The sequence below is a fragment of the Streptomyces sp. NPDC085596 genome, assembly GCF_044541565.1.
Taxonomy (GTDB): domain Bacteria; phylum Actinomycetota; class Actinomycetes; order Streptomycetales; family Streptomycetaceae; genus Streptomyces.
This window is the reverse complement of record NZ_JBITTC010000002.1, coordinates 365,546-384,467: the sequence shown is the minus strand read 5'-3', so window position 1 is coordinate 384,467 and position 18,922 is coordinate 365,546. Positions and strand designations below refer to the sequence as shown.

Annotated in this window: 18 protein-coding genes; 11 read left to right on the top strand and 7 right to left on the bottom strand. The window is 74.7% G+C overall.

Annotation, left to right across the window (positions count from 1 at the left end; genetic code table 11):
* Window positions 1-152: 152 nt before the first annotated feature.
* Entirely contained in the window at window positions 153-1,997 is a 1,845-nt protein-coding gene (locus ACIGA3_RS07405) for a transketolase (protein ID WP_399711446.1), read from the top strand.
* A 48-nt stretch (window positions 1,998-2,045) separates the two neighbouring features.
* On the opposite strand, the gene ACIGA3_RS07400 is transcribed toward ACIGA3_RS07405, so the two are convergent.
* Window positions 2,046-2,867 carry a class I SAM-dependent methyltransferase gene (locus ACIGA3_RS07400; protein WP_399711444.1) on the bottom strand — a complete coding sequence of 274 codons (822 nt, stop codon included), beginning with the start codon at window positions 2,865-2,867 and terminating at the stop codon, window positions 2,046-2,048.
* A 125-nt stretch (window positions 2,868-2,992) separates the two neighbouring features.
* Complete coding sequence (locus ACIGA3_RS07395) at window positions 2,993-4,489, bottom strand: bifunctional phosphatase PAP2/diacylglycerol kinase family protein (RefSeq protein WP_399711442.1); 1,497 nt, start codon at window positions 4,487-4,489, stop codon at window positions 2,993-2,995.
* Window positions 4,490-4,641: 152 nt separating this feature from the next.
* On the opposite strand from ACIGA3_RS07395, the gene ACIGA3_RS07390 reads away from it, so the two are divergent.
* The 4 genes from ACIGA3_RS07390 (at window position 4,642) to ACIGA3_RS07375 (ending at window position 8,192) form a co-directional block, all read left to right on the top strand.
* Entirely contained in the window at window positions 4,642-4,884 is a 243-nt protein-coding gene (locus ACIGA3_RS07390) for a DUF6158 family protein (RefSeq protein ID WP_399711440.1), read from the top strand.
* A 174-nt stretch (window positions 4,885-5,058) separates the two neighbouring features.
* Window positions 5,059-5,607: a hypothetical protein gene (locus tag ACIGA3_RS07385; protein ID WP_399711438.1), complete on the top strand. Its 549-nt coding sequence runs from the start codon at window positions 5,059-5,061 to the stop codon at window positions 5,605-5,607.
* 177 nt (window positions 5,608-5,784) lie between these two features.
* Window positions 5,785-7,041 carry an aminotransferase class I/II-fold pyridoxal phosphate-dependent enzyme gene (locus tag ACIGA3_RS07380; RefSeq protein WP_399711436.1) on the top strand — a complete coding sequence of 419 codons (1,257 nt, stop codon included), beginning with the start codon at window positions 5,785-5,787 and terminating at the stop codon, window positions 7,039-7,041.
* Window positions 7,038-8,192, top strand: a complete 1,155-nt coding sequence (locus ACIGA3_RS07375; RefSeq protein ID WP_399711434.1) for an MBL fold metallo-hydrolase — start codon at window positions 7,038-7,040, stop codon at window positions 8,190-8,192. Before ACIGA3_RS07380 ends, ACIGA3_RS07375 begins: the two co-directional genes overlap by 4 nt.
* Here ACIGA3_RS07375 and ACIGA3_RS07370 read toward each other — a convergent pair.
* Window positions 8,143-8,787 (bottom strand): DedA family protein, encoded by a 645-nt coding sequence (locus tag ACIGA3_RS07370; protein ID WP_399711432.1) that lies wholly within the window; start codon window positions 8,785-8,787, stop codon window positions 8,143-8,145. The two genes, ACIGA3_RS07375 and ACIGA3_RS07370, sit on opposite strands and share 50 nt — an antisense overlap.
* On the bottom strand, window positions 8,784-9,557 hold the full coding sequence (locus tag ACIGA3_RS07365; RefSeq protein ID WP_399711430.1) for an MBL fold metallo-hydrolase: 774 nt from the start codon (window positions 9,555-9,557) through the stop codon (window positions 8,784-8,786). Before ACIGA3_RS07365 ends, ACIGA3_RS07370 begins: the two co-directional genes overlap by 4 nt.
* Before the next feature lie 84 nt (window positions 9,558-9,641).
* Here ACIGA3_RS07365 and ACIGA3_RS07360 point away from each other — a divergent pair, with 84 nt between their 5' ends.
* From ACIGA3_RS07360 to ACIGA3_RS07350, 3 genes are all read left to right on the top strand, one after another.
* Entirely contained in the window at window positions 9,642-10,073 is a 432-nt protein-coding gene (locus ACIGA3_RS07360) for a hypothetical protein (protein ID WP_399711428.1), read from the top strand.
* Window positions 10,074-10,238: 165 nt separating this feature from the next.
* A complete protein-coding gene (locus tag ACIGA3_RS07355) occupies window positions 10,239-12,251 on the top strand; it encodes a phage holin family protein (RefSeq protein ID WP_399711426.1) in 2,013 nt (670 codons plus the stop codon).
* A gap of 144 nt (window positions 12,252-12,395) precedes the next feature.
* On the top strand, window positions 12,396-12,821 hold the full coding sequence (locus tag ACIGA3_RS07350) for an OsmC family protein (protein WP_399711424.1): 426 nt from the start codon (window positions 12,396-12,398) through the stop codon (window positions 12,819-12,821).
* 55 nt (window positions 12,822-12,876) lie between these two features.
* Here ACIGA3_RS07350 and ACIGA3_RS07345 read toward each other — a convergent pair whose 3' ends face one another.
* Together ACIGA3_RS07345 and ACIGA3_RS07340 are read right to left on the bottom strand one after the other, a co-directional pair.
* A complete protein-coding gene (locus ACIGA3_RS07345) occupies window positions 12,877-13,740 on the bottom strand; it encodes a helix-turn-helix domain-containing protein (protein WP_399711422.1) in 864 nt (287 codons plus the stop codon).
* A 71-nt stretch (window positions 13,741-13,811) separates the two neighbouring features.
* Window positions 13,812-15,467, bottom strand: coding sequence for a CocE/NonD family hydrolase (locus tag ACIGA3_RS07340; protein ID WP_399711420.1), 1,656 nt, complete (start codon window positions 15,465-15,467; stop codon window positions 13,812-13,814).
* A 102-nt stretch (window positions 15,468-15,569) separates the two neighbouring features.
* Here ACIGA3_RS07340 and ACIGA3_RS07335 point away from each other — a divergent pair, with 102 nt between their 5' ends.
* Window positions 15,570-16,280, top strand: coding sequence for a TetR/AcrR family transcriptional regulator (locus ACIGA3_RS07335; RefSeq protein ID WP_399711418.1), 711 nt, complete (start codon window positions 15,570-15,572; stop codon window positions 16,278-16,280).
* A 90-nt stretch (window positions 16,281-16,370) separates the two neighbouring features.
* Window positions 16,371-17,114, top strand: a complete 744-nt coding sequence (locus ACIGA3_RS07330) for a class I SAM-dependent methyltransferase (protein WP_399711416.1) — start codon at window positions 16,371-16,373, stop codon at window positions 17,112-17,114.
* On the opposite strand, the gene ACIGA3_RS07325 is transcribed toward ACIGA3_RS07330, so the two are convergent.
* Entirely contained in the window at window positions 17,083-17,844 is a 762-nt protein-coding gene (locus tag ACIGA3_RS07325) for a ferritin-like domain-containing protein (protein WP_399711414.1), read from the bottom strand. The two genes, ACIGA3_RS07330 and ACIGA3_RS07325, sit on opposite strands and share 32 nt — an antisense overlap.
* 177 nt (window positions 17,845-18,021) lie before the next feature.
* Between ACIGA3_RS07325 and ACIGA3_RS07320 the strand changes: the two genes are divergently transcribed.
* Entirely contained in the window at window positions 18,022-18,921 is a 900-nt protein-coding gene (locus ACIGA3_RS07320; RefSeq protein WP_399711412.1) for a class I SAM-dependent methyltransferase, read from the top strand.
* The last annotated feature ends 1 nt before the right edge of the window (window position 18,922 follow it).

Sequence of the window (18,922 nt, the reverse complement as noted above, 5' to 3'; positions counted from 1 at the left end):
CGGTTACGCGGAAGACCTCGGACGAACCGCACCACCGGGGCGCCCACGGCCGGTCACTCACCGTGACGGGCCGGGGCCCGTCGGGGGCCGGGCAGCCCGCCCGGTGCGCCGAGGACCGTCCGAGTCGCCTCGGACACGCGGAAAGGAGACCCATGAACAACGACGAACTCGCCGAACTCGGGCAGCAGTTGCGGGTGGACAGCGTGCGGGCGGCGGATGCCGCGCAATCCGGACACCCGACCTCCTCGATGTCCGCCGCCGACCTGCTGGCCGTGCTGCTCGCCAACCATCTGCGCTACGACTTCGAGCGCCCCGAGCACCCCGCCAACGACCGCTTCGTCCTCTCCAAGGGACACGCGTCCCCGCTGATGTACTCCGTCTTCAAGGCGGCCGGCGCCATCGACGACGCCGAGCTGCTCACCTTCCGCAAGCTCGGCAGCCGCCTCGAAGGCCACCCGACCCCGCGCAGGCTGCCCTGGGTGGAGACCGCCACCGGCTCGCTCGGCCAGGGCCTGCCGGTCGGCGTCGGCATCGCGCTGGCCGGGAAGCGGCTGGACCACTCCGACTACCGCGTCTGGGTGGTGTGCGGCGACAGCGAGCTGGCCGAGGGCTCGATCTGGGAGGCCGCCGAGGCCGCCGCCTACGACAAGCTGGACAACCTCACCGCCATCGTCGACGTCAACCGGCTGGGCCAGCGCGGCCAGACCCGGCACGGCCACGACCTGGACGCCTACGCCCGCCGCTTCCAGGCGTTCGGCTGGCACACCATCGAGATCGACGGCCACGACGTCGCCGCCATCGACCGTGCCTACAGCGAGGCCGAGTCCACCAAGGACCGCCCCACCGCGATCATCGCCCGCACTCTCAAGGGCAAGGGCGTCGCCGCCGTGGAGGACAAGGAGGGCAAGCACGGCAAGCCGCTGCCCGACGCGAAGGAGGCCATCGAGGAGCTGGGCGGCCCCCGCGACATCCGCGTCCACGTCAGCGCGCCGCCCGCCGCGAACCCGGAGAAGCTCGCCCACGAGCCGCTGAGCCTGCCCCGCTTCGACAAGGGCGAAGAGGTCGCCACCCGGGACGCCTTCGGCAAGGCCCTCGCCGCGCTCGGCACCGCGCGTGGCGACGTCGTCGCCCTGGACGGCGAGGTCGGGGACTCCACCCGTACCGGGGTGTTCGCCGAGGAACACCCCGAGCGGTTCTTCGAGTCCTTCATCGCCGAGCAGCAGATGGTCGCCTCGGCCGTCGGCATGTCGTCGCGCGGCTGGCTGCCGTACGCGTCCACCTTCGCGGCCTTCTTCAGCCGCGCCTACGACTTCGTGCGCATGGCCTCGATCAGCGACGCCGGGATCAACCTGGTCGGCTCGCACGCCGGCGTGGCCATCGGGCAGGACGGGCCCTCGCAGATGGGCCTGGAGGACCTGGCCATGTTCCGGTCCGTGTACGGCTCCACCGTGCTCTACCCCTGCGACGCCAACCAGACCGCCCGCCTCGTCGCGTCCATGGCCGACCTGGACGGCGTCCGCTATCTGCGCACCTCGCGCGGCGAGAGCCCGGTGATCTACGACGCCGACGAGGAGTTCCCCATCGGCGGCAGCAAGGTGCTGCGCTCCAGCGAGGAGGACCGGCTGACCATCGTCGCGGCCGGAGTCACCGTGCAGGAGGCGCTGACGGCCGCCGACAAGCTCGCCGAGGACGGCATCCGGGTCCGGGTCATCGACCTCTACTCGGTCAAGCCCGTCGACGTGGAGACGCTGCGCCGGGCCGCCGACGACACCGGCTGTCTGGTGACGGTCGAGGACCACCACGAGGAGGGCGGTATCGGCGACGCGGTCGTGGAAGCCTTCACGGACGGCCGCCCGGTACCCCGCCTGGTCCGCCTCGCGGTACGGATCATGCCGGGCTCGGCCACGCCCGACGAGCAGCTGCACGCGGCCGGCATCGACGCCGCGAACATCGCGGCGACCGCCCGACTGCTGGTGGGCGAGGCCGTGGTCAGCTGAGGTCCTGAGCCGGCGGGCGCCCGCGAGAGCGGCGCCCGCCGGACGGGTTCAGGCGGGCTTGCGGCACAGGATCTCGCCGTGCAGGACCGCGAACCAGCCGTCCTCCCGCAGTCCCCACTCCCGCCACGCCCCGGACACCGCGCGCAGCTCCTCGGGCGTGGCGTGGCCACCCTCCACCGCGCGGTCGGCGTAGGCCGAGGCGAGCGTACGGTCCGCCCACAGGCCGCTCCACCAGGCGCGTTCCTCGGGGGTGGCGTACGTCCAGGTGCCCGAGGTGGCCGTGATGTCGCTCAGCCCGGCCGCCAGCGCCCAGCTCCGCAGCCGCCGCCCGGCGTCCGGTTCACCGCCGTTGGCCCGCGCCACCCGCTGGTACAGGTTCAGCCAGTCGTCCAGGCCGGGCACGGCCGGGTACCAGGTCATGGCCGCGAAGTCCGCGTCGCGCACCGCGATCAGCCCGCCGGGCCGGGTCACCCGGACCATCTCGCGCAGCGCCCCCACCGGGTCACCGACATGCTGAAGCACCTGGTGTGCGTGGACCACGTCGAAGGTGCCGTCGGGGTGGTCGAGGGCGTGCACGTCGGCGACCTCGAAGTCCACGTTGCCCAGACCCCGCCCGGCGGCGGTGGCGCGGGCCTGCTCCAGGACGGCGGGGGCGCGGTCGACGCCGGTCACCCGGCCGTCCGGGACCAGCACGGCGAGGTCGGCGGTGATGGTGCCGGGGCCGCAGCCGATGTCGAGGACGCGCATGTCCGGCGCGAGCGAACCGAGCAGATAGGCGGCCGAGTTGGCGGCCGTGCGCCAGGTGTGCGAACGCAGTACCGACTCGTGGTGCCCGTGCGTGTAGACGGCGGTCTCGCGCGATTCCGGCATGACGTCATCCCCTTCGACGGTCCGGCCGCGGCGCCCTGGAGGACACCGCGGCCGCAGTGGGTCGAACGGTACGCCCGCGAACCGGATGCTGAGACCAGCGGTCCGCGATACGGACTGACGAGGTGTCAGGAAAGGTTCGGGTGGGGGCTGTAGGCGGTCAGGACCTCCGGCAGCTTCTCCACCGTGACCGTGCCGGACACCGACGTGACCTCACCGTCGTACGCCAGCGGGGTGCCCGGCGCGAGGCCCGACAGCCGCAGCCGGCCGAGCTGTACCGCCGCGTGGCCCTGGGAGCGGGTGAGCGGACCCGCCACGGCCGCCGCCAGCAGACGCAGCGCGGGCCAGCCGCTGCCGTGCACCACCCGGACGTCCAGCGGCCCGTCCGACAGCTCCGTACGGCGCCCGGCACCCAGGCCGCTGCGGCGGTAGACGCCGTTGCCGACGAACAGCATCCACAGCGGATGCCGCTTGCCGCCCGCCTCGACCACCAGCGGATGCCGGTCGGCGCGCAGCACCTTCACCGCGCCCAGCACCCCGGCCGCCCAGCCGCCGATCCGGGGCGACCAGTGCTCGCGCTCGCGCACCAGCTCCGGGTAGACGCCGAGGCTCAGGGTGTTGAGGAAGACGCTGGAACGGCCGTCGGCGGTGAACTCACCGACGTCCACCTGCACCGCCTCGCCCGCGCGGACGGCGGCGGCCAGATCGGCCGCGTCCTCCACGCCGAGGTCGTACGCGAAGTGGTTCAGGGTGCCGCCGGGCAGCACCGCCAGCGGCAGCCTGTGCCGCAGGGCGACCTCCGCCGCCGCGTTCACCGTGCCGTCGCCGCCGCACACCCCGAGCACCCGCGCCCTGGCCGCCGCCTTGTCCAGCTCGGCCCGGATCTCGTCCGGCTCGCACTCCACGATCTCCGCCCGGGGCAGCGCGTCGTGCAGCGCGCTCACCCGGTCCGCGGTGCCCGAGGAACGGTTGGCGACCATCACCAGGCCCTCGCCCTCCGGCAGCGCCGGGGCGTCCGCCCGCGGCCGGGCGGTCGGGCGGGCCGCCGCCCGCGTCGGCACCAGCCGCCGCACCACGAACGCGGCGCCGACCCCGAGAGCCGCACCCGCCAGCACGTCGCTCGGGAAGTGCGCACCGGTGTACACCCGCGACGTCGCCACCGAGAACGCCACCGGCGCCACCACCGCGCCCCACGCCGGGGACTCCAGCGCGACCCCGGCCGCGAAGGCGGCGGCCGAGGCGGAGTGGCCGGACGGGAACGAGGTGGTGATCGGCTGCCGCTTGAGCTGCCGGGACAGCGGCACGGAGTCCAGCACCGGCCGGGTGCGGCGCACCGACCGCTTGCCGAGCGTGTTGACGGTCAGCGACGCCAGGCTCAGCGAGGCCAGCCCCCGTACGGCCGCCCGGCGGGCCCTCGGGGTGCGGGTCGCGGCGATCGCGCCGGCCGCCGCGAACCACAGCACGCCGTGGTTGGCGCTCCGGCTCAGGCGGGGCAGCACCTTCTGGGCGCCGGGCCACTTCCGCTCGGCGGCCGCCTCGAAGAGCCGGGCGTCGGCCGTGAGCAGCCGTCGCAGGACATTGCGGCCGGTGGCCGGGACAGCGGTGAGGTCGACATCTGCGCTCATGCTCGACCCCCTACCCCGAAGCGCGCCTTTCTTGTGCCGCCGCCCGGGTACGGACGCCGCCCGCGCCTGTGCGAGGACGCGCGGAGGCCGGGGGAGCGGGATCTTCGTACAGTGGACTCAGGACCGCGGACACCACGAGCGGGGGTACCACCATGACCGGAGTCGACCCCAGCCGACTGGACGACCAGCAGCTCATGAAAGAGCTGGAGACGATCCACCGCACACGCCACGACACCCTGCTGTACGGCTCGAACGACGCCCTGCGCGCCCACAACGAACGCATGGCGCAGCTGGAGGGCGAGTACCTCCGCCGCAACCCGCGCCGCCTGGTCAGCGCGGGCCGTACCCGCGAGGGCGCCCGTGAACGGGGCTGCGGGGAGACGGGGGAGGCATGAGGTCCGTGGAGCACCGGTTCCCGTCGGCTCCGAGGGCCGGTGTCACCCGTTGGGTGTCGTCCGTGTCCCGCGAATGGGGTCCGGCCGCGCGCGGGGCGGCGCCCGGGGGGCTCTGATGGCAGCGAGGGCACGGAACGCGTGCCCCGACCGCCGTACCGCCGAGGAGCCCGCCCCATGCGCCGCACCGTACGCGCCCTCTCCACCGCCGCCGCCCTGGCCTGCGCCACGCTCGCCATAGCCGGGCCCGCCGTCTCCGCCGAGCCCGGCGCCCCCTGCGAGGACCCCGCCGCGTCGGCGTCCCGGTCGCCCGGCAAGTCGTACGACGGCACCGGGACCGGCCAGGGGAACGGCCCGGCGCCCGGAGCGCCGTACCTGAGCGCGCCGCCCGAGCCCGGCGGCAAGGCCCCCACCGCCCCGGCGTGGAGCGGCGCGGAAGGCTGCGCGGGCGGGTCCGCCGGGAAGACCGGGCAGGGCGGCGACGACCCGGCCTGGGAGGGCGGGGACGAGGACGGTCAGGACTGGGACTCCGGCCCCGCGAAGGACGACGACTCCGGCCCCGCGAAGGACGACCCGCCCACGCTGGAGCACGGCGTGCAGGCCGGGGCCGGCGGCACCTTCACCGACTCGGTACCCGCCCTCGCCGCGGGCGGCGCGCTGATCGCCGCGGCGGCCGCCGGCGCCGGGTACCGGCTGTACGGGCGCGGGCGCGCGGCCGGGCGCTGACGGCGGGCACCGGAGGCCGCTGTGACCGGGAAGACGCCGGATGCGAGCCATGCCGGGCCGTTCGCCGGGTACACACCTTCCCGAGGGCACCACCAGCAGGCACCCTGCGCACCCGCCACACGGCACGAGACGCCGGGGACACAGGGGATTCGGCACACGGACCGCGCGGAGGCGGACATGCGGCGGAGGGAACCCGAGGGCCACGGCCCCGTCCGCTACGGCCCCCCGTTCCCCGCCGACGGCCTGCCCGTCCTCCCGGAACTCGCGGCCCGCCTGGCCGCCGCCGAACACCACGGCGAGGCCCAGCCGGCCGGTGGCACCCCGGCCCTGCTGGAGGCGGCCTGCGGCTACTGGACCCGGCGCGGACTGCCCTGCACCCCCGACCGCGTGACCCTCGCCCCCGGCGCGCCCCCGCTGCTGCTGGCACTGACCGCCGCGCTCGCCGGGGACCACGGCGACATCCTGGCGCCCCGCCCCCGCGCCGCCTGGTGGGCGCCCAGCGCCCGGCTGCTCGGCAGACGCCTCTTCCCGGTGCCCGCCCCGGCCGGGAGCGGCGGCATACCGGACCCCTACGCGCTGCTGGAGACCGTCCGCCGGGTCCGCGCCGAGGGCGGCGACCCCCGGCTGCTGGTGCTGTCCGTCGCGGACGACCCGACCGCCACCGTCCCGCCGCCCGAACTGCTGCACGAAACCGTGGAGGCGGCCGCCGCCGAGGGTCTGCACATCGTCAGCGACGAGACCTGGCGCGACACCCTGCACGACCCGCACGACACGGTCCTGGTCAGCCCGGCCGAGATGCTGCCCGACCACGTCACCGTCGTCGCCGACCTCGCCGGATCGCTGCTCCCGGCCGGCTGGCCCGCCGCCGTCGCCCGCTTCCCGGACAGCGAGGCGGGGGAGCGCACCCACGCCCGGGTGCTGGACGTGCTCACCGCGCTCGGCGCCCGCCTCGCCGCCCCCGTCGCGGCCGCCGCCCAGTACGCGCTGGACGAACCCGAGCCGGTCGCCGCCCGCCGCGAGGCCGCCGTACGGCTGCACGCCCGCCTGGCCGCCGCCGCGCACCGTACGGTCCTGGCGGGCGGCGCGCTCGCTTCGCCCCCGCAGGCCGGCCGCCACCTGTACGCCGATCTCGGCCCGCTGCGCGAGGCCCTCGCCGAGCGGGGTGTCGGCGACGCGCAGGAACTGGAGGACTTCCTCACCGCCCGGCTCGGCATGCCCGCGCCCGGCGGCCACCGCTTCGGCGACGACCTCGGCGCCCTGCGCGTACGGCTGTCCACCGCCCCGCTGCTGGGCGGCACGGACGAGGAGCGCGAGGCCGCGCTCGCCTCGCCCGAACCGACGGAACTGCCGTACACACGGGACGCGTTGCTCTCCCTGGGGTCGGTCTTCGACGAACTCCGTGACGAAGCCATGCGATGGGAGCCTCCTCGATGACGCAGCAGACGCATGAGTCCGGGTCCACCGCCACGACGACCACCACACCCCCGCCGAGCGCCCCCGGACCGGCGGACGCCGCGCCCGAGGTGGTCGTCCGCGCCCCGCTCGCGCCCGCGTCCCCGCCGCTGGCCGAGCCCCGCCCGCTGGGCGAGCACCGGGTGTGGCCGAGGACCTTCCACGACCGGCTCACCGCGCCGCTGCCCGGCTGGAGGGCCATGGCCCGCTTCGCCCGCGAGGGCGCCGTACGCCCCGATCCCGAGGGGCTCGCCGGTATCCCCCGACTCCCTTACGAACCCGGCCCGTTGCCCCGTGCAGGAGCCGACACCCTTGCCGTCACCTGGGCGGGGCACGCCAGTTGGGTGGTGCGGATCGGCGGGCTGACCGTACTCACCGACCCGGTGTGGTCGCGCCGCATCCTCGGCACCCCGGCCCGCGTCACCCCGGTCGGCGTCGCCTGGGACAGCCTGCCGCCCGTCGACGCGGTCGTGGTCAGCCACAACCACTACGACCATCTGGACGCTCCCACCCTGAGCAGACTCCCGCGCGACACACCGGTGTTCGCGCCCGCCGGACTCGGACGCTGGTTCCGGCGCAGGCGGTTCACGTGCGTCACCGAGCTGGACTGGTGGGAGGGCGCCCAACTCTCCGGTGTGCGCTTCGACTTCGTGCCCGCGCACCACTGGTCCAAGCGCACCCTGACCGACACCTGCCACAGCCTGTGGGGCGGCTGGGTGATGACCGCCCGGGACGGGCAGCGCCTCTATTTCGCGGGCGACACCGGCTACGGCCACTGGTTCGGCCGCATCGGCCGCCGCTACCCCGGCATCGACCTCGCCCTGATGCCCATCGGCGCCTACGACCCGCGCTGGTGGCTCAGCGACGTCCACTGCGACCCGGAGGAAGCCGTACAGGCCACCCTCGATCTCGGCGCCCGCCGGATGGCGCCCATGCACTGGGGGACGTTCGTGCTCTCCGCCGAACCGGTGCTGGAACCCCTCACCCGCGTCCGCGCGGCCTGGGAGAAGGCGGGCCTCGCCCGAGCCGACCTCTGGGACCTCCCGGTCGGCGCCTCCCGCGTACTTCAGCCGGACCCGCGGCCTACCGCTCCCCGCCCCGCACCCGGCGCACCAGCCCCGGAGCCACACTGACCAGCACGGTCACCACCACCACCGCCACCACGCCCTCCCACGGCCGGGCGAACAGCGAACCCCCGAGAATGCCGATCAGCTGATACGTCAGCGCCCAGGCCAGGCACGCCGGAAGGTTGCCCCGCGCGAAGCGGCGCAGCGGCCACTCGGCCAGCAGGCACGCCAGCATCACCGGAATCCGGCCCGCCGGCACGAGCCGGGACAGCACCAGCACCGTCACCCCGTGCTCGGCCAGCTTCCCCCGCGCCTGGTTCAGCCGGTCCTCCGGAGCCCGCGACCGCAGCGCCTCAAGCCAGCGCGACCCGCTCCGCGAGCCAAGACCGCGCCGCCCCAGCCAGTACAGCGCCGCGTCCCCCAGAAACGCCGCCAGCGACGCCGTCACGAACACCAGCGCCAGCGAGAACGGCGCCGTCCGATGGAACGCCACCACCGCGGCCGTACTCACCAGCGCCCCCGTCGGCACCACGGGTATCAGCGCCCCGATCAGCACCAGCAGGAACAGCGACGGATACCCGAACGCCTGCTGCGTCGGCTCCAGCGGCGCACCCGTCGGCACGGCGGCGGCCAGCACCACCGCGCCCCCCACCCATCTCACCGGGCGACCTCCAGCCGTACGCCCTCCCCGTGCCCCAGCCGGTGCACCGTCACCTTCGGCGCCGCCTCGGCCGCCAGCCGTACGAACTCCTCGCCCGGCGCGTGGAATTCGTGCGGGCGCACCGCGTCCATCCCGATCGGCCAGTACGTGCCGTAGTGCACCGGCACCGCCCAGCCCGGCGCCAGGCGGGCCAGCGCCCGAGCCGCCCGGCCCGCGTCCAGATGCCCCTCACCGAGATACGGCCCCCAGCCGCCCACCGGCAGCAGTGCCACGTCGACCGGGCCGACCTCCTCGGCCATCGCGTCGAACAGCCCGGTGTCACCGGCGAAGTAGGTGCGCGCCTCGCCCTCCACGACATAGCCGAGCGCGGGGCAGCGGTGCGGGCCGAACGGCAGCCGCCGTCCGTCGTGCAGCGCGGGCACCACCCGCACCCGCAGCTCCCCGAGCCGCACCTCGTCGCCGGGCGCCACCTCGGTGACGGTGAGCCCCCGCAGCCGGCGCAGTCCCGGCACCGCCCGCGGCGCGCCCCGCGGCACCAGCAGGCGCGTGCCCGGCGCCAGTTGGGCCAGCGAGGGCAGATGCAGATGGTCGGCGTGCAGATGGGAGACGAGCACCACGTCGGCGCGGTGGGCCCCGGCGGGCGGCGGAGCGCCCCGGCGGCGGCGCAGATGCGCCAGCCGCGAGGCGAACAGGGGGTCGGTGAGCACCCGCATGTCCGAGTCCTCGATCGTGCAGGTGGCGTGACCCCACCAGGTGACCTCCACCGGCACTACCCTCACCTCCGCCGCGCGACTCCCCCGAAGCCTACGGGCAGCGGTAGGGTCGGCGGCGAAACCCGGAGGTGAGGGGACGCCATGGGACCGTTACGAGGTGCCTCGGCCGCTGACGCGACGGTACGGATCACCGCCATCGCCAGCCTGACCCCGCTGGAGGAGCTGGAGGCTGACCCCTTCCTGGTCGACTCCCGCAGCCAGCACGCCATGTGCGCCCGCTGGGCCGCCGAGCAGGGCTATGTGATCGCGCGCGAACTCCTCGTCGGCGGGCTGCGCTTCGACCACGGCGCGCTGTGGGACGGGATGCGGCCCGGCGTGGACGTGTTCGTCGCCCCCAGCCGACGTGTCCTGGCACGCGCGCTGTCCTCGGTGGAGGAGTTCACCGCCGAGTGCGCCCGGCGCGGGGTCCGCGTGGAGACCGTCGGCAGCGCCGAACCCGCGTACGACGCCCGGATGAAGGCGCGCGTGCACCGGCGGCTCTCGATGCCGACGGCCGGGTACGACGGCAAGTGAGCCACCCCGTGCCACCCCCGGCCACCCCCGGCCACCCCGAGCCACCCCGGCCCGTACGGCCGGTGTGACAAGGTGGGGGCAGGCCCCGTGGGGCGGGCCGGGACGTGAGGTGCACGGGGCGTGCGGTGGCGGCGGGTTGCCGGTCAGATCGGTCGGAGCGTCACGGTGTGGGCGGTCTCCACGCTCACCATGCTCGTACTCGCCGGACTCCTCCCCGACTTCCGGCTCCAGTCCCCCGACGGTGACAGCGCCACCCGTATAGCCGTCACCGCGGCCTGCGGAGCCGGGGCGTTCGGCCTGCTGTCGGCCCTGGCCTGGCCGGTACTGGTGCGGATGCTGCTGCTCGTGCCCGCGCTCTTCCTCGGCCTGCTGGTCTTCTTCCTCAACGGCTCCCTGCTGCTGCTCGCCCTGCGCGTCAACCCCTCCGGGCGGGGCGAGGTGGCGCCCGAGACCGCCGTCATCGTCGCCGCCGTGATGTCCGCCGTCGCCTCCGCGACCGGCGGAGCGCTCGCCGTCCGCGACGACGACGCCTACCGGCGCCGCCTGCTCCGCCTGGCCGACCGCCGCCGAAGAGCCACCCTGCCCTGCGCGAGCACACCCGGACTGGTCTGCGTCCAGCTCGACGGCGTCGGCCACGACGTACTCACCGCCGCCGTCCGCGACGGCCTGATGCCCACCGTGGCCCGCTGGCTGGCCACCGACGGCATCATCCCGCCCACCCACCGGCTCACCTCCTGGCGCACCGACTGGTCCAGCCAGACCGGCGCCAGCCAGCTCGGCATCCTGCACGGCAGCACCTTCGACGTACCCGCCTTCCGCTGGTACGAGAAGGACCGCGGCGAGGTCATGGTCTGCAACCGGCCCACCTCGGCCGCCGAGTTGCAGCGCCGCGCCATGGCCCGCACCGGCGAGAGCGGACTGCTCGCCGTCGACGGCGCCAGCCGGGGCAACCTGTTCAGCGGCGGCGCCGGGGAACAGGCCCTCGTACTGTCCATCGCCACCCGCCGCCGGGGCCGGGAGAACCGTTCCCGCGCCGGCTACTTCGCCTACTTCTCCGACCCCGCCAACGCGGTGCGCACCGCCCTGTCCTTCTTCGCCGAGATCGGCCGCGAGATCGGCCAGTCCACCCGCGCCCGGTTCGCCGGACAGCACCCGCGCGTCGGCCGGGGCGGCCTCTACCCGTTCGTCCGCGCCTTCGCCACCGTCGTCGAACGGGACGTGGTCGTCGCCGCCGTGATGGGCGACCTGCTCGCCGGCCGCACCGCCGTCTACGCCGACCTCGTCGCCTACGACGAGGTCGCCCACCACTCCGGCCCCGACAGCCGCGACGCCCGCAAGGTCCTGAGGCGCCTGGACCGCTCCCTCGCCCTGATCGAGAAGGCCGCCGAGCACGCCCCGCGCCCCTACCGCCTGGTCGTCCTCTCCGACCACGGCCAGAGCCCCGGCGAGACCTTCCGCTCCCGCTACGGCCTCACCCTCACCGACCTCGTCCGCGCCGGCAGCGGACTGCCCGTCCCGCGCGGCGCCGGACGCACCCCCAGCGGCGCCGAGGCCCGCGCCGCCGTACGCGCCGCCCTGGGCCGGGCCGACGGTTCGGAAGGTGGGCCCGCCCCGCGCTCCGAGCCCGTCGTGCTCGCCTCCGGCAACCTCGGACTCGTCTCCTTCCCGGACGTCCCCCACCGGATGACCAAGGAGGAGATCGACGCCCGCCACCCGGCGCTGCTCCCCACCCTCGCCAACCACCCCGGCATCGGATTCCTGCTGGTCCGCAGTGCCGGGCACGACGGCGTGGTCCTCGGCCCGTGCGGCACCGAGATCCCGCTGGCCGAGCTGGACGAGCGGCCCGGACCGCTGGCCCGCTTCGGACCCGGCGCCGCCGACGCCGTACGCCGCGCCCACGCCTTTCCGCACACCGCCGACATCATGGTCAACTCCTGGCACGACCCGGCGAGCGGCCAAGTGCACGCCTTCGAGGAGCAGATCGGCTCCCACGGCGGCCTCGGCGGCGCCCAGTCCCGCCCCTTCCTGCTCTCCCCGCTCACCCTCTCCGTACCCGAGGAGGACGGCGAGGCGCTGTCCGGCGCCGAGCGCGTGCACGACGTACTGCGCCGCTGGCTCAGCGAGTTGAACGGCCCCGAGGTACCGCTCGACGTCGACCCGGAGCGCCGGGCGGCCTGAGCACGCGGGCCGGTCCTCACGGTGCCATGACCCCGGATGTGATCGGATGGGGGTAGGGCCCGCGACCCCGGCAAGATCCGGAAGACAGGCCCTACGGGGGCACCAGGACCCGGAATCACGGGAACACACGCGAAAGGAAACACCGTGGCTACCACGCGCACCGCACACACGGTCTGGGAAGGCGAACTGCTGTCGGGCAGCGGCACCGTCACGTTCGACTCCTCCGGCATCGGCTCCCAGCCGGTGTCGTGGCCGTCGCGCGCCGAGCAGGCGAACGGCCGCACCAGCCCCGAGGAGCTGATCGCCGCCGCACACTCCAGCTGCTTCTCCATGGCGCTGTCGCACGGCCTGACCGGCGCCGGCACGCCTCCCACCCGGCTGGAGACCAAGGCCGACGTGACCTTCCAGCCCGGCGAGGGCATCACCGGCATCCACCTCACCGTGCGCGGCGAGGTCCCCGGCCTGGACGCGGACGCCTTCCGCGCGGCCGCCGAGGACGCCAAGAAGAACTGCCCCGTCAGCCAGGCCCTGACCGGCACCGACATCAGCCTCACGGCCGAGCTGGCCTGAAGCCTGTGGCCTGACCTTGTGGGCCGCCGGTGCCGCGTCATGTGCGCGGCACCGGTCACAGGCTCTCGCGGAACTCCCGCAGCAGCTTCTGGGTGCGCTGCGCGGAGGCCGCCCGCGCCGTCATGTGGTCCAGCACCTCCAGGTGCGCGGCCACCTCCTCGCGCGAGTCGAGGTAGAGCGCGCCGGTCAGATACTCGGTGAACACCATGTCCGGCAGCTCCCGTTCGGCGAACCGGAACAGGGTGAAGGGGGCGTACGTCCCCGGATGCGGGCCCGCCGCGAACTCCGCGAGCTGGATGGTGATGCGGGCCCGGTCGGCGTACTCCAGCAGCCGGTCCAGCTGGTCGCGCATCACCTCGGAGCGGGTGCTCACCGGCCGCCGCAGCACCGTCTCGTCCATCACGAACCACAGGTGCGGGGCGTCCTCCCGCTCCAGCAGCCGCTGCCGCTCCAGGCGCAGCGCCACATGCCGCTCCACCGTCTCCGGGCCGTGCTGCCCGATCGTCCCGGCCTCCAGCACCGCCCGCGCGTACGCCTCGGTCTGGAGCAGGCCGGGGATGAAGTGCGGCTCGTAGGAGCGGATGAGGCGGGCGGCGCCCTCCAGGCTCACATACAGGCTGAACCAGTCCGGCAGCACGTCGTGGAAGCGCTGCCACCAGTCGGGCTGGTTGGCCTCCTCGGCCAGCCGCACGAACGTGGCGGACTCCTCCTCGCCCACCCCGTACGCGGCCAGCAGCGCCTGCACGTACGGGATCTTCAGCGCGACCTCGGCCGTCTCCATCCGCCGTACGGTCGCCGAGGCCACCCGCAGCACCCGCGCCGCCTCGTCCCGGCTCAGCCCGGTCGACTCCCGTAACTCCTGCAACCGCCTGCCGAGCACCACCTGACCCACGGTGGGAGCGGCCCGCCGCTCACTCACGCCTTAACCCTCCCCTGCCCACCGACGCATGCGGGCAGTGTGCCACGTGGAGGTTCACCGCACACGGGGGATCAATCAGCCACCGAACGCTCGGAGTTGGCCGAGCCGGGCAGGGTCAGGGCGGAGTCCGCGTGGAGGGTGAGCTGTACCGGGACGAACTCGGTGGCGTCCGCCGGGGGTTCGCCGGTGCCGGGGTTGCGGGCATAGCGGGGGTGGGCGCCGGCACTGATTTGCCAGCGGATGCGGTGGCCGGGGGCGAAACGGTGGGTAGTGGCGCTCATCGGGACGGTGATCCGCGTGGGCGTGTGCGGGGATGCCTTGAGCGTGCCCAGGCCGTCGCAGACGTTGGCGGAGCGGCCTTCGGCGTCCACGTCGCACAGGCGGGTGAAGACGTCGGCGTGGCCGGTGTCGGTGGAGACCGTCAGCCGTGCGGTGACCGGGCCGATGATGTCGACGGGTTCGGTCAGCGGGGGCCCGGTGAACGTCACGACGTCGGTACGGGACTCCAGCGGGCGGTTGTCGCGCGGGCCGGCGGCGGGGGAGAGGAGGGGGCCGCCCACGGCGGGGGTGGGGTCGGCCGGGTCGTAGCGGAACGTGGTCACCGGGGCGGAGCCGGTGGGCGGCTGCCGGGTGAGGTGGCCGTCTTTGGTGGGGTACCAGGGGGTGGCCGTGTCGGGGGTGGGCGGCCAGTCGGTGAGGTCTCGCCACATGTTGTCCCCGCCCGTGTGTACGCGTACCACTGTGGGGCGCAGTTCGGTGGGGTCGGCGCATATGTGGGCGCGCAGCCAGGCGAGGCTCTCGGCGAACACCTCGGGCCAGCCCTGCTGGAGGGCGGAGGTGTGGGTCCAGGGGCCGACGAGCAGCGCGGTCTCGCAGCCGGCCCGGCGCAGCCGCGCGTACTGCTCGAAGGTCTGGTCGGCCAGCGCGTCGTGCCATCCGGTGATCAGGCTCGTGGGCACGCGGAAGCTCTCCGCCGGGGCCATGGATGCGCCGTCCCAAAACGGGTCCTCGGCGTCCGGGTGGGTCAACACGTCGTCCAGCCAGGGCACTTCGCCGCCGAGTGCGAAGACGTACGCACCGCGCAGGGGCTGGGCCATGGTGACGGCACGCAGGTGGCGTCGAAGGCGCAGGGCCGCCCGCACGAAGGGCGCCATGCCCCGGTGCTGGTAGGTCATGCCCAGGCCGACCACGAGGGCGTTCTCCAGGCGCGGCGCGCCGCCCGTGTGGAAGAGGGCGTACGGGTCGTGCAGGCCCACCTGGACGACCATCGCCTTCAGTTCCGGCGGCGGTTCCAGGGCGAGGGCCCACTGCGCGTAGCCCAGGTAGCTGGGGCCGACGGTGCCCAACGTGCCGTTGAACCAGGGCTGTTCGCGCAGCCAGGCCACGGTGGCCAGGCCGTCGGGGGCCTCGTTGCGCCACAGGTCGAACGCGCCCTCGGAACCGCCGGTGCCCCGGCAGCTCTGGAGCACCACATGGAAGCCCTGTTCGGCGAAGAGCAGGCCGTACATCGGGGACCACGGCAGGCCCCGGCCGTAGGGCGAGCGGACCAGCAGGGTCGGGAAGTCGCCCTTGGCGCGCGGGAAGTAGTGGTCGGTGAGCAGTTTGCTGCCGTCGGCGCCGGGCACCGCGAGCCCCGGCTCCCAGCCGACGTCGTACCGCTTCGCCGGAAGGCCGCGCCAGGTCGCGCGCATCAGGCGTGAGGACAGTGGTGGCTTGCGGAACGACATGATTCCCCTCCGGTATTCCGTACGATGTACGAGAATAGGGGGTGCTTGGATGACCTTGGCAAGGGCGAACGGTCCACGAATCAAGGAAAGGGGTGCTGGAGCATGGCTCAGAACGAGGGAGCCGCGGGCGTCGACCCCGAGCGGCTCTGGCTGCGCCCCGCCGAACCCCGCAGGGGTCGTAAGCCCTCCTTCAGCCGGGAGGCGATCACGGTGGCGGCCGTCGCCCTGGCGGACGCGGAGGGGCTCGACGCGGTCAGCATGCGGCGGGTCGCCACGGCGGTCGGGGCCGGGGTCATGTCGCTCTACAGCTACGCCCCCGACAAGGAGACGCTGCTGGAGCTGATGGTCGACCACGTCAGCGCCGAACTGCCGGCCACCGGCCCGCTCACCGGCGACTGGCGGGCCGACCTGAAAACCATCGCCCACCGCCAGCGCGGCCACATGCTGCGCCACCCCTGGCTCCCCGCCGCCCTGGCCGCCCACCGCACCCCCGGCCCGAACGTCCTGGCCTTCCTCGAACACGCCCTGGCCGCCCTGCGCCCCTCCGGCCTCGACGGCGCCGCACGACTGGAGATCTTCGCCCAGCTCACCGCGTTCGTCGCCGGACATGTCAGCCATGAACTCGCCCGGGCCAGGGCCGCCCGAGCCCCCGAACGCGCCGCCGCCGAGGCCCGTTACCTCGCCGCGGTCGCCCACGACGGCCGCCACCCCGAACTGGCCGAAGCCCTCTCCGGCCCCCGCCGCCCCACCGACCCCGAAGCCACCTTCACCCGCTTCCTCGACCGCCTCGTCGACGGTCTGGACGCCGACTGATCCGGGTTCGGGCCGCCCTGCTGAGAAATAGTGAACTCCCCCTAGAATCAAGGGACATGGGCTTGCCGCGCGCGGGGCACATTGAAGTCTGTGCTCGACTATGACAAGGAAGCCGAGTCCTACGACAACCTCCGTGGCGGCGAGCCCCGCGCCCGCGCCGCCGCCGACACCGTCCTCGGGCTGATCCCGGACCACGAAGGCCGCCTGCTGGACAACGGCTGCGGCACCGGCATCGTCACCCGCCGCCTGGCCGGGGCGCGGCCCGCGCTGCGGGTCACCGGGGTGGATCTCACGCCCGCCATGGTTGACCGGGCCGCCGCCCGGCTGCCGGGCACCGTGGTGCGCGCCGACAGCCGCCGACTGCCCTTCCCTGAGCGCACGTTCGACGCCGTCACCAGCGTCTGGCTGCTGCATCTGCTGGACGACCCGGCCGATCTGCGCGCCGTGCTCGCCGAGTGCGCGCGGGTGCTCCGGCCGGGCGGCACCTACGTCACCACCGTCGACAAGTCGAAGGCGCACGACGTCGGCAGCGACATCGACGCCGTGCTCGGCCCGCGCCCCCGGCGGCCCGCCGCGGACGACCCGGCCAAGGTGGACGCGTACGCCGCCGAGGCCGGCCTCGTCCGGACCGGTCAGGCCCGCTTCACCGGTGTCGGACAGGGCCGCAGCCCGCGCCGGACCATCAAGGACCTCCGGCGCGGCTGGTTCACCCTGCTGCCGCCCGGCGAGCCCCGCACCGAGGAGTTCGCCGCCCGGCTGGCCCGCCTGCCCGACCAGGACCGCCCCCGCCCCGACCCCGTCTTCACCCTGCACGCCTATCGGCGGTCCGGGTAGGGGTGGTGTCCGGCCACACGTCCGGGCGCCGGGTCAGCACCGCCGTCACCGCGGAGCGGGACGACGCCAGTACGTCGGCCAGGAAGCGGGACCGGCTCACGCCCAGCGCCCGCAGGGCCCGGCCGTGGTCGGCGACGACGATCAGGCAGGCCCCGGCCAGCAGCCCGCGCCACAGCCCCATCAGCGGACGCCGTACCGCACGCGGCAGTTCGGCCACCGAGTCGTGCAGCCGGGCGCAGTGGAACGGTATGTGGCGCTCCTCGTCCGCGAGGATGCGTGCCGCCACCTCCGAGGTGAGGGCGTCGCTGGTGCCGTCGCGCAGGGCCCGGTAGTAGCGCAGGGCCACCAGCTCCGCGACCATCAGTACCAGCAGCTCCAGGCGCAGGCCCATCAGCCGGCGTACCCGGACGAAGGCCGTATCGGTCCAGTGCCCGGCCAGGGTCGGCATGCCGCCCGCCGTCAGCAACAGGGCGAGGAGACGGGCGTGGTTCTGCTCCTCGGCGATGAACAGCCGTACCGCGCGGGCGTATTCGGGGTCTCCCGCCTGCTCGGCCTTGGCGGTGAGGTTCGCGCCGTCGCCGTCCTCGCCGGTCTGGAAGCGCTGGACGCTCGCCCACACCGCCGGCTCCAGGCGCGCGATGCGCGTCCAGTCCGGGTCGGCCCGCGCGGCTCTCCGCTCCCGCTCCGCCTCGAAGCCGTCCGCCCACTGCCCGAAACCGCCGCCGCTCATCCCGGCCCCCTCCTCCGGCACGGCCCTCGTGCCCTGCTGTGCCAGGACGCGGACCGGTGCCGAGCCGTTCCGTCCTGCCGTGGCTTGCCGTACCGGCAACAGCGCTTGCCGTCGGACACCGCCCCGTCGCACGCTGGGCGCAGCCGGAGCAGAGCCGGGGAAGAGAGGCTGACCAGCATGGCGCACGACCACCACCACGCACCCGCCGGGCACGGACACGGGCACGCGCACGACACCGACATCGACTGGGCCGAGATGGGCCCGGTGCTGGAGTCCCAGGCGGAGCTGCTCGCGCCGCTGTACCGCGAGGCGATGGGCTGGCTCGCCGAGGAGGTCCCTGAGCCGGGGCTGATCGTGGACGCGGGCAGCGGGCCCGGCGTCGTCGCCTGCCTGTTCGCCGAGGAGTTCCCCGGCGCGCGGGTGACCGCCGTCGACGGCAGCGGACCCCTGCTGGAGCGCGCCCACGCCCGCGCCGCCCGCCTCGGCGTGGACGGCCGCTTCTCCACCGTCACCGGTGAACTCCCGGACGCACTGGATGAGTTGGACCGCCCGGCCGACCTGCTGTGGGCCAGCCGCAGCCTGCACCACCTCGGCGACCAGCGGGCCGGACTCGCCGCGTTCGCGGAACGGCTCGCACCCGGCGGCACGCTCGCCCTCCTCGAGGGCGGACTCCCCGCCCGCTATCTGCCCCGCGACATCGGCATCGGCCGCCCCGGCCTCCAGTCCCGGCTGAACGCGGCCGAGGAGGAGTGGTTCAGCCGGATGCGGGCCGAGCTGCCCGGCGCGGTCGCCGAGCCCGAGGACTGGCCCGCCCTGCTCACCTCGGCCGGCCTGAAGCCCACCCGCACCCGCACCTTCCTGCTGGACCTGCCCGCTCCCGCCGGCGAGGCGGCCCGCGACTACGCCGCCGCCTACTGCACCCGGCTGCGCGACGGCCTCGGTGACGCCCTGGACACCGACGACCGCGCCACCCTCGACCGGCTCCTCGACCGCGCCGACCCGGCGAGCGTGTACCACCGGGCCGACCTGTTCGTACTGGACGCGTACACCGTCTACACGGCCGTACGCCCCCGCTGAG

Excerpts from the sequence above, each read along its gene's own strand:
- ACIGA3_RS07360 (WP_399711428.1), top strand. The coding sequence starts at position 9,642 with ATGGGACCGTTACGAGGTGCCTCGGCCGCTGACGCGACGGTACGGATC.
- ACIGA3_RS07385 (WP_399711438.1), top strand. The coding sequence starts at position 5,059 with ATGCGCCGCACCGTACGCGCCCTCTCCACCGCCGCCGCCCTGGCCTGC.
- ACIGA3_RS07390 (WP_399711440.1), top strand. The coding sequence starts at position 4,642 with ATGACCGGAGTCGACCCCAGCCGACTGGACGACCAGCAGCTCATGAAA.
- ACIGA3_RS07325 (WP_399711414.1), bottom strand. The coding sequence starts at position 17,844 with ATGAGCGGCGGCGGTTTCGGGCAGTGGGCGGACGGCTTCGAGGCGGAG.
- ACIGA3_RS07320 (WP_399711412.1), top strand. The coding sequence starts at position 18,022 with ATGGCGCACGACCACCACCACGCACCCGCCGGGCACGGACACGGGCAC.
- ACIGA3_RS07375 (WP_399711434.1), top strand. The coding sequence starts at position 7,038 with ATGACGCAGCAGACGCATGAGTCCGGGTCCACCGCCACGACGACCACC.
- ACIGA3_RS07340 (WP_399711420.1), bottom strand. The coding sequence starts at position 15,467 with ATGTCGTTCCGCAAGCCACCACTGTCCTCACGCCTGATGCGCGCGACC.
- ACIGA3_RS07400 (WP_399711444.1), bottom strand. The coding sequence starts at position 2,867 with ATGCCGGAATCGCGCGAGACCGCCGTCTACACGCACGGGCACCACGAG.
- ACIGA3_RS07405 (WP_399711446.1), top strand. The coding sequence starts at position 153 with ATGAACAACGACGAACTCGCCGAACTCGGGCAGCAGTTGCGGGTGGAC.
- ACIGA3_RS07335 (WP_399711418.1), top strand. The coding sequence starts at position 15,570 with ATGGCTCAGAACGAGGGAGCCGCGGGCGTCGACCCCGAGCGGCTCTGG.
- ACIGA3_RS07395 (WP_399711442.1), bottom strand. The coding sequence starts at position 4,489 with ATGAGCGCAGATGTCGACCTCACCGCTGTCCCGGCCACCGGCCGCAAT.
- ACIGA3_RS07380 (WP_399711436.1), top strand. The coding sequence starts at position 5,785 with ATGCGGCGGAGGGAACCCGAGGGCCACGGCCCCGTCCGCTACGGCCCC.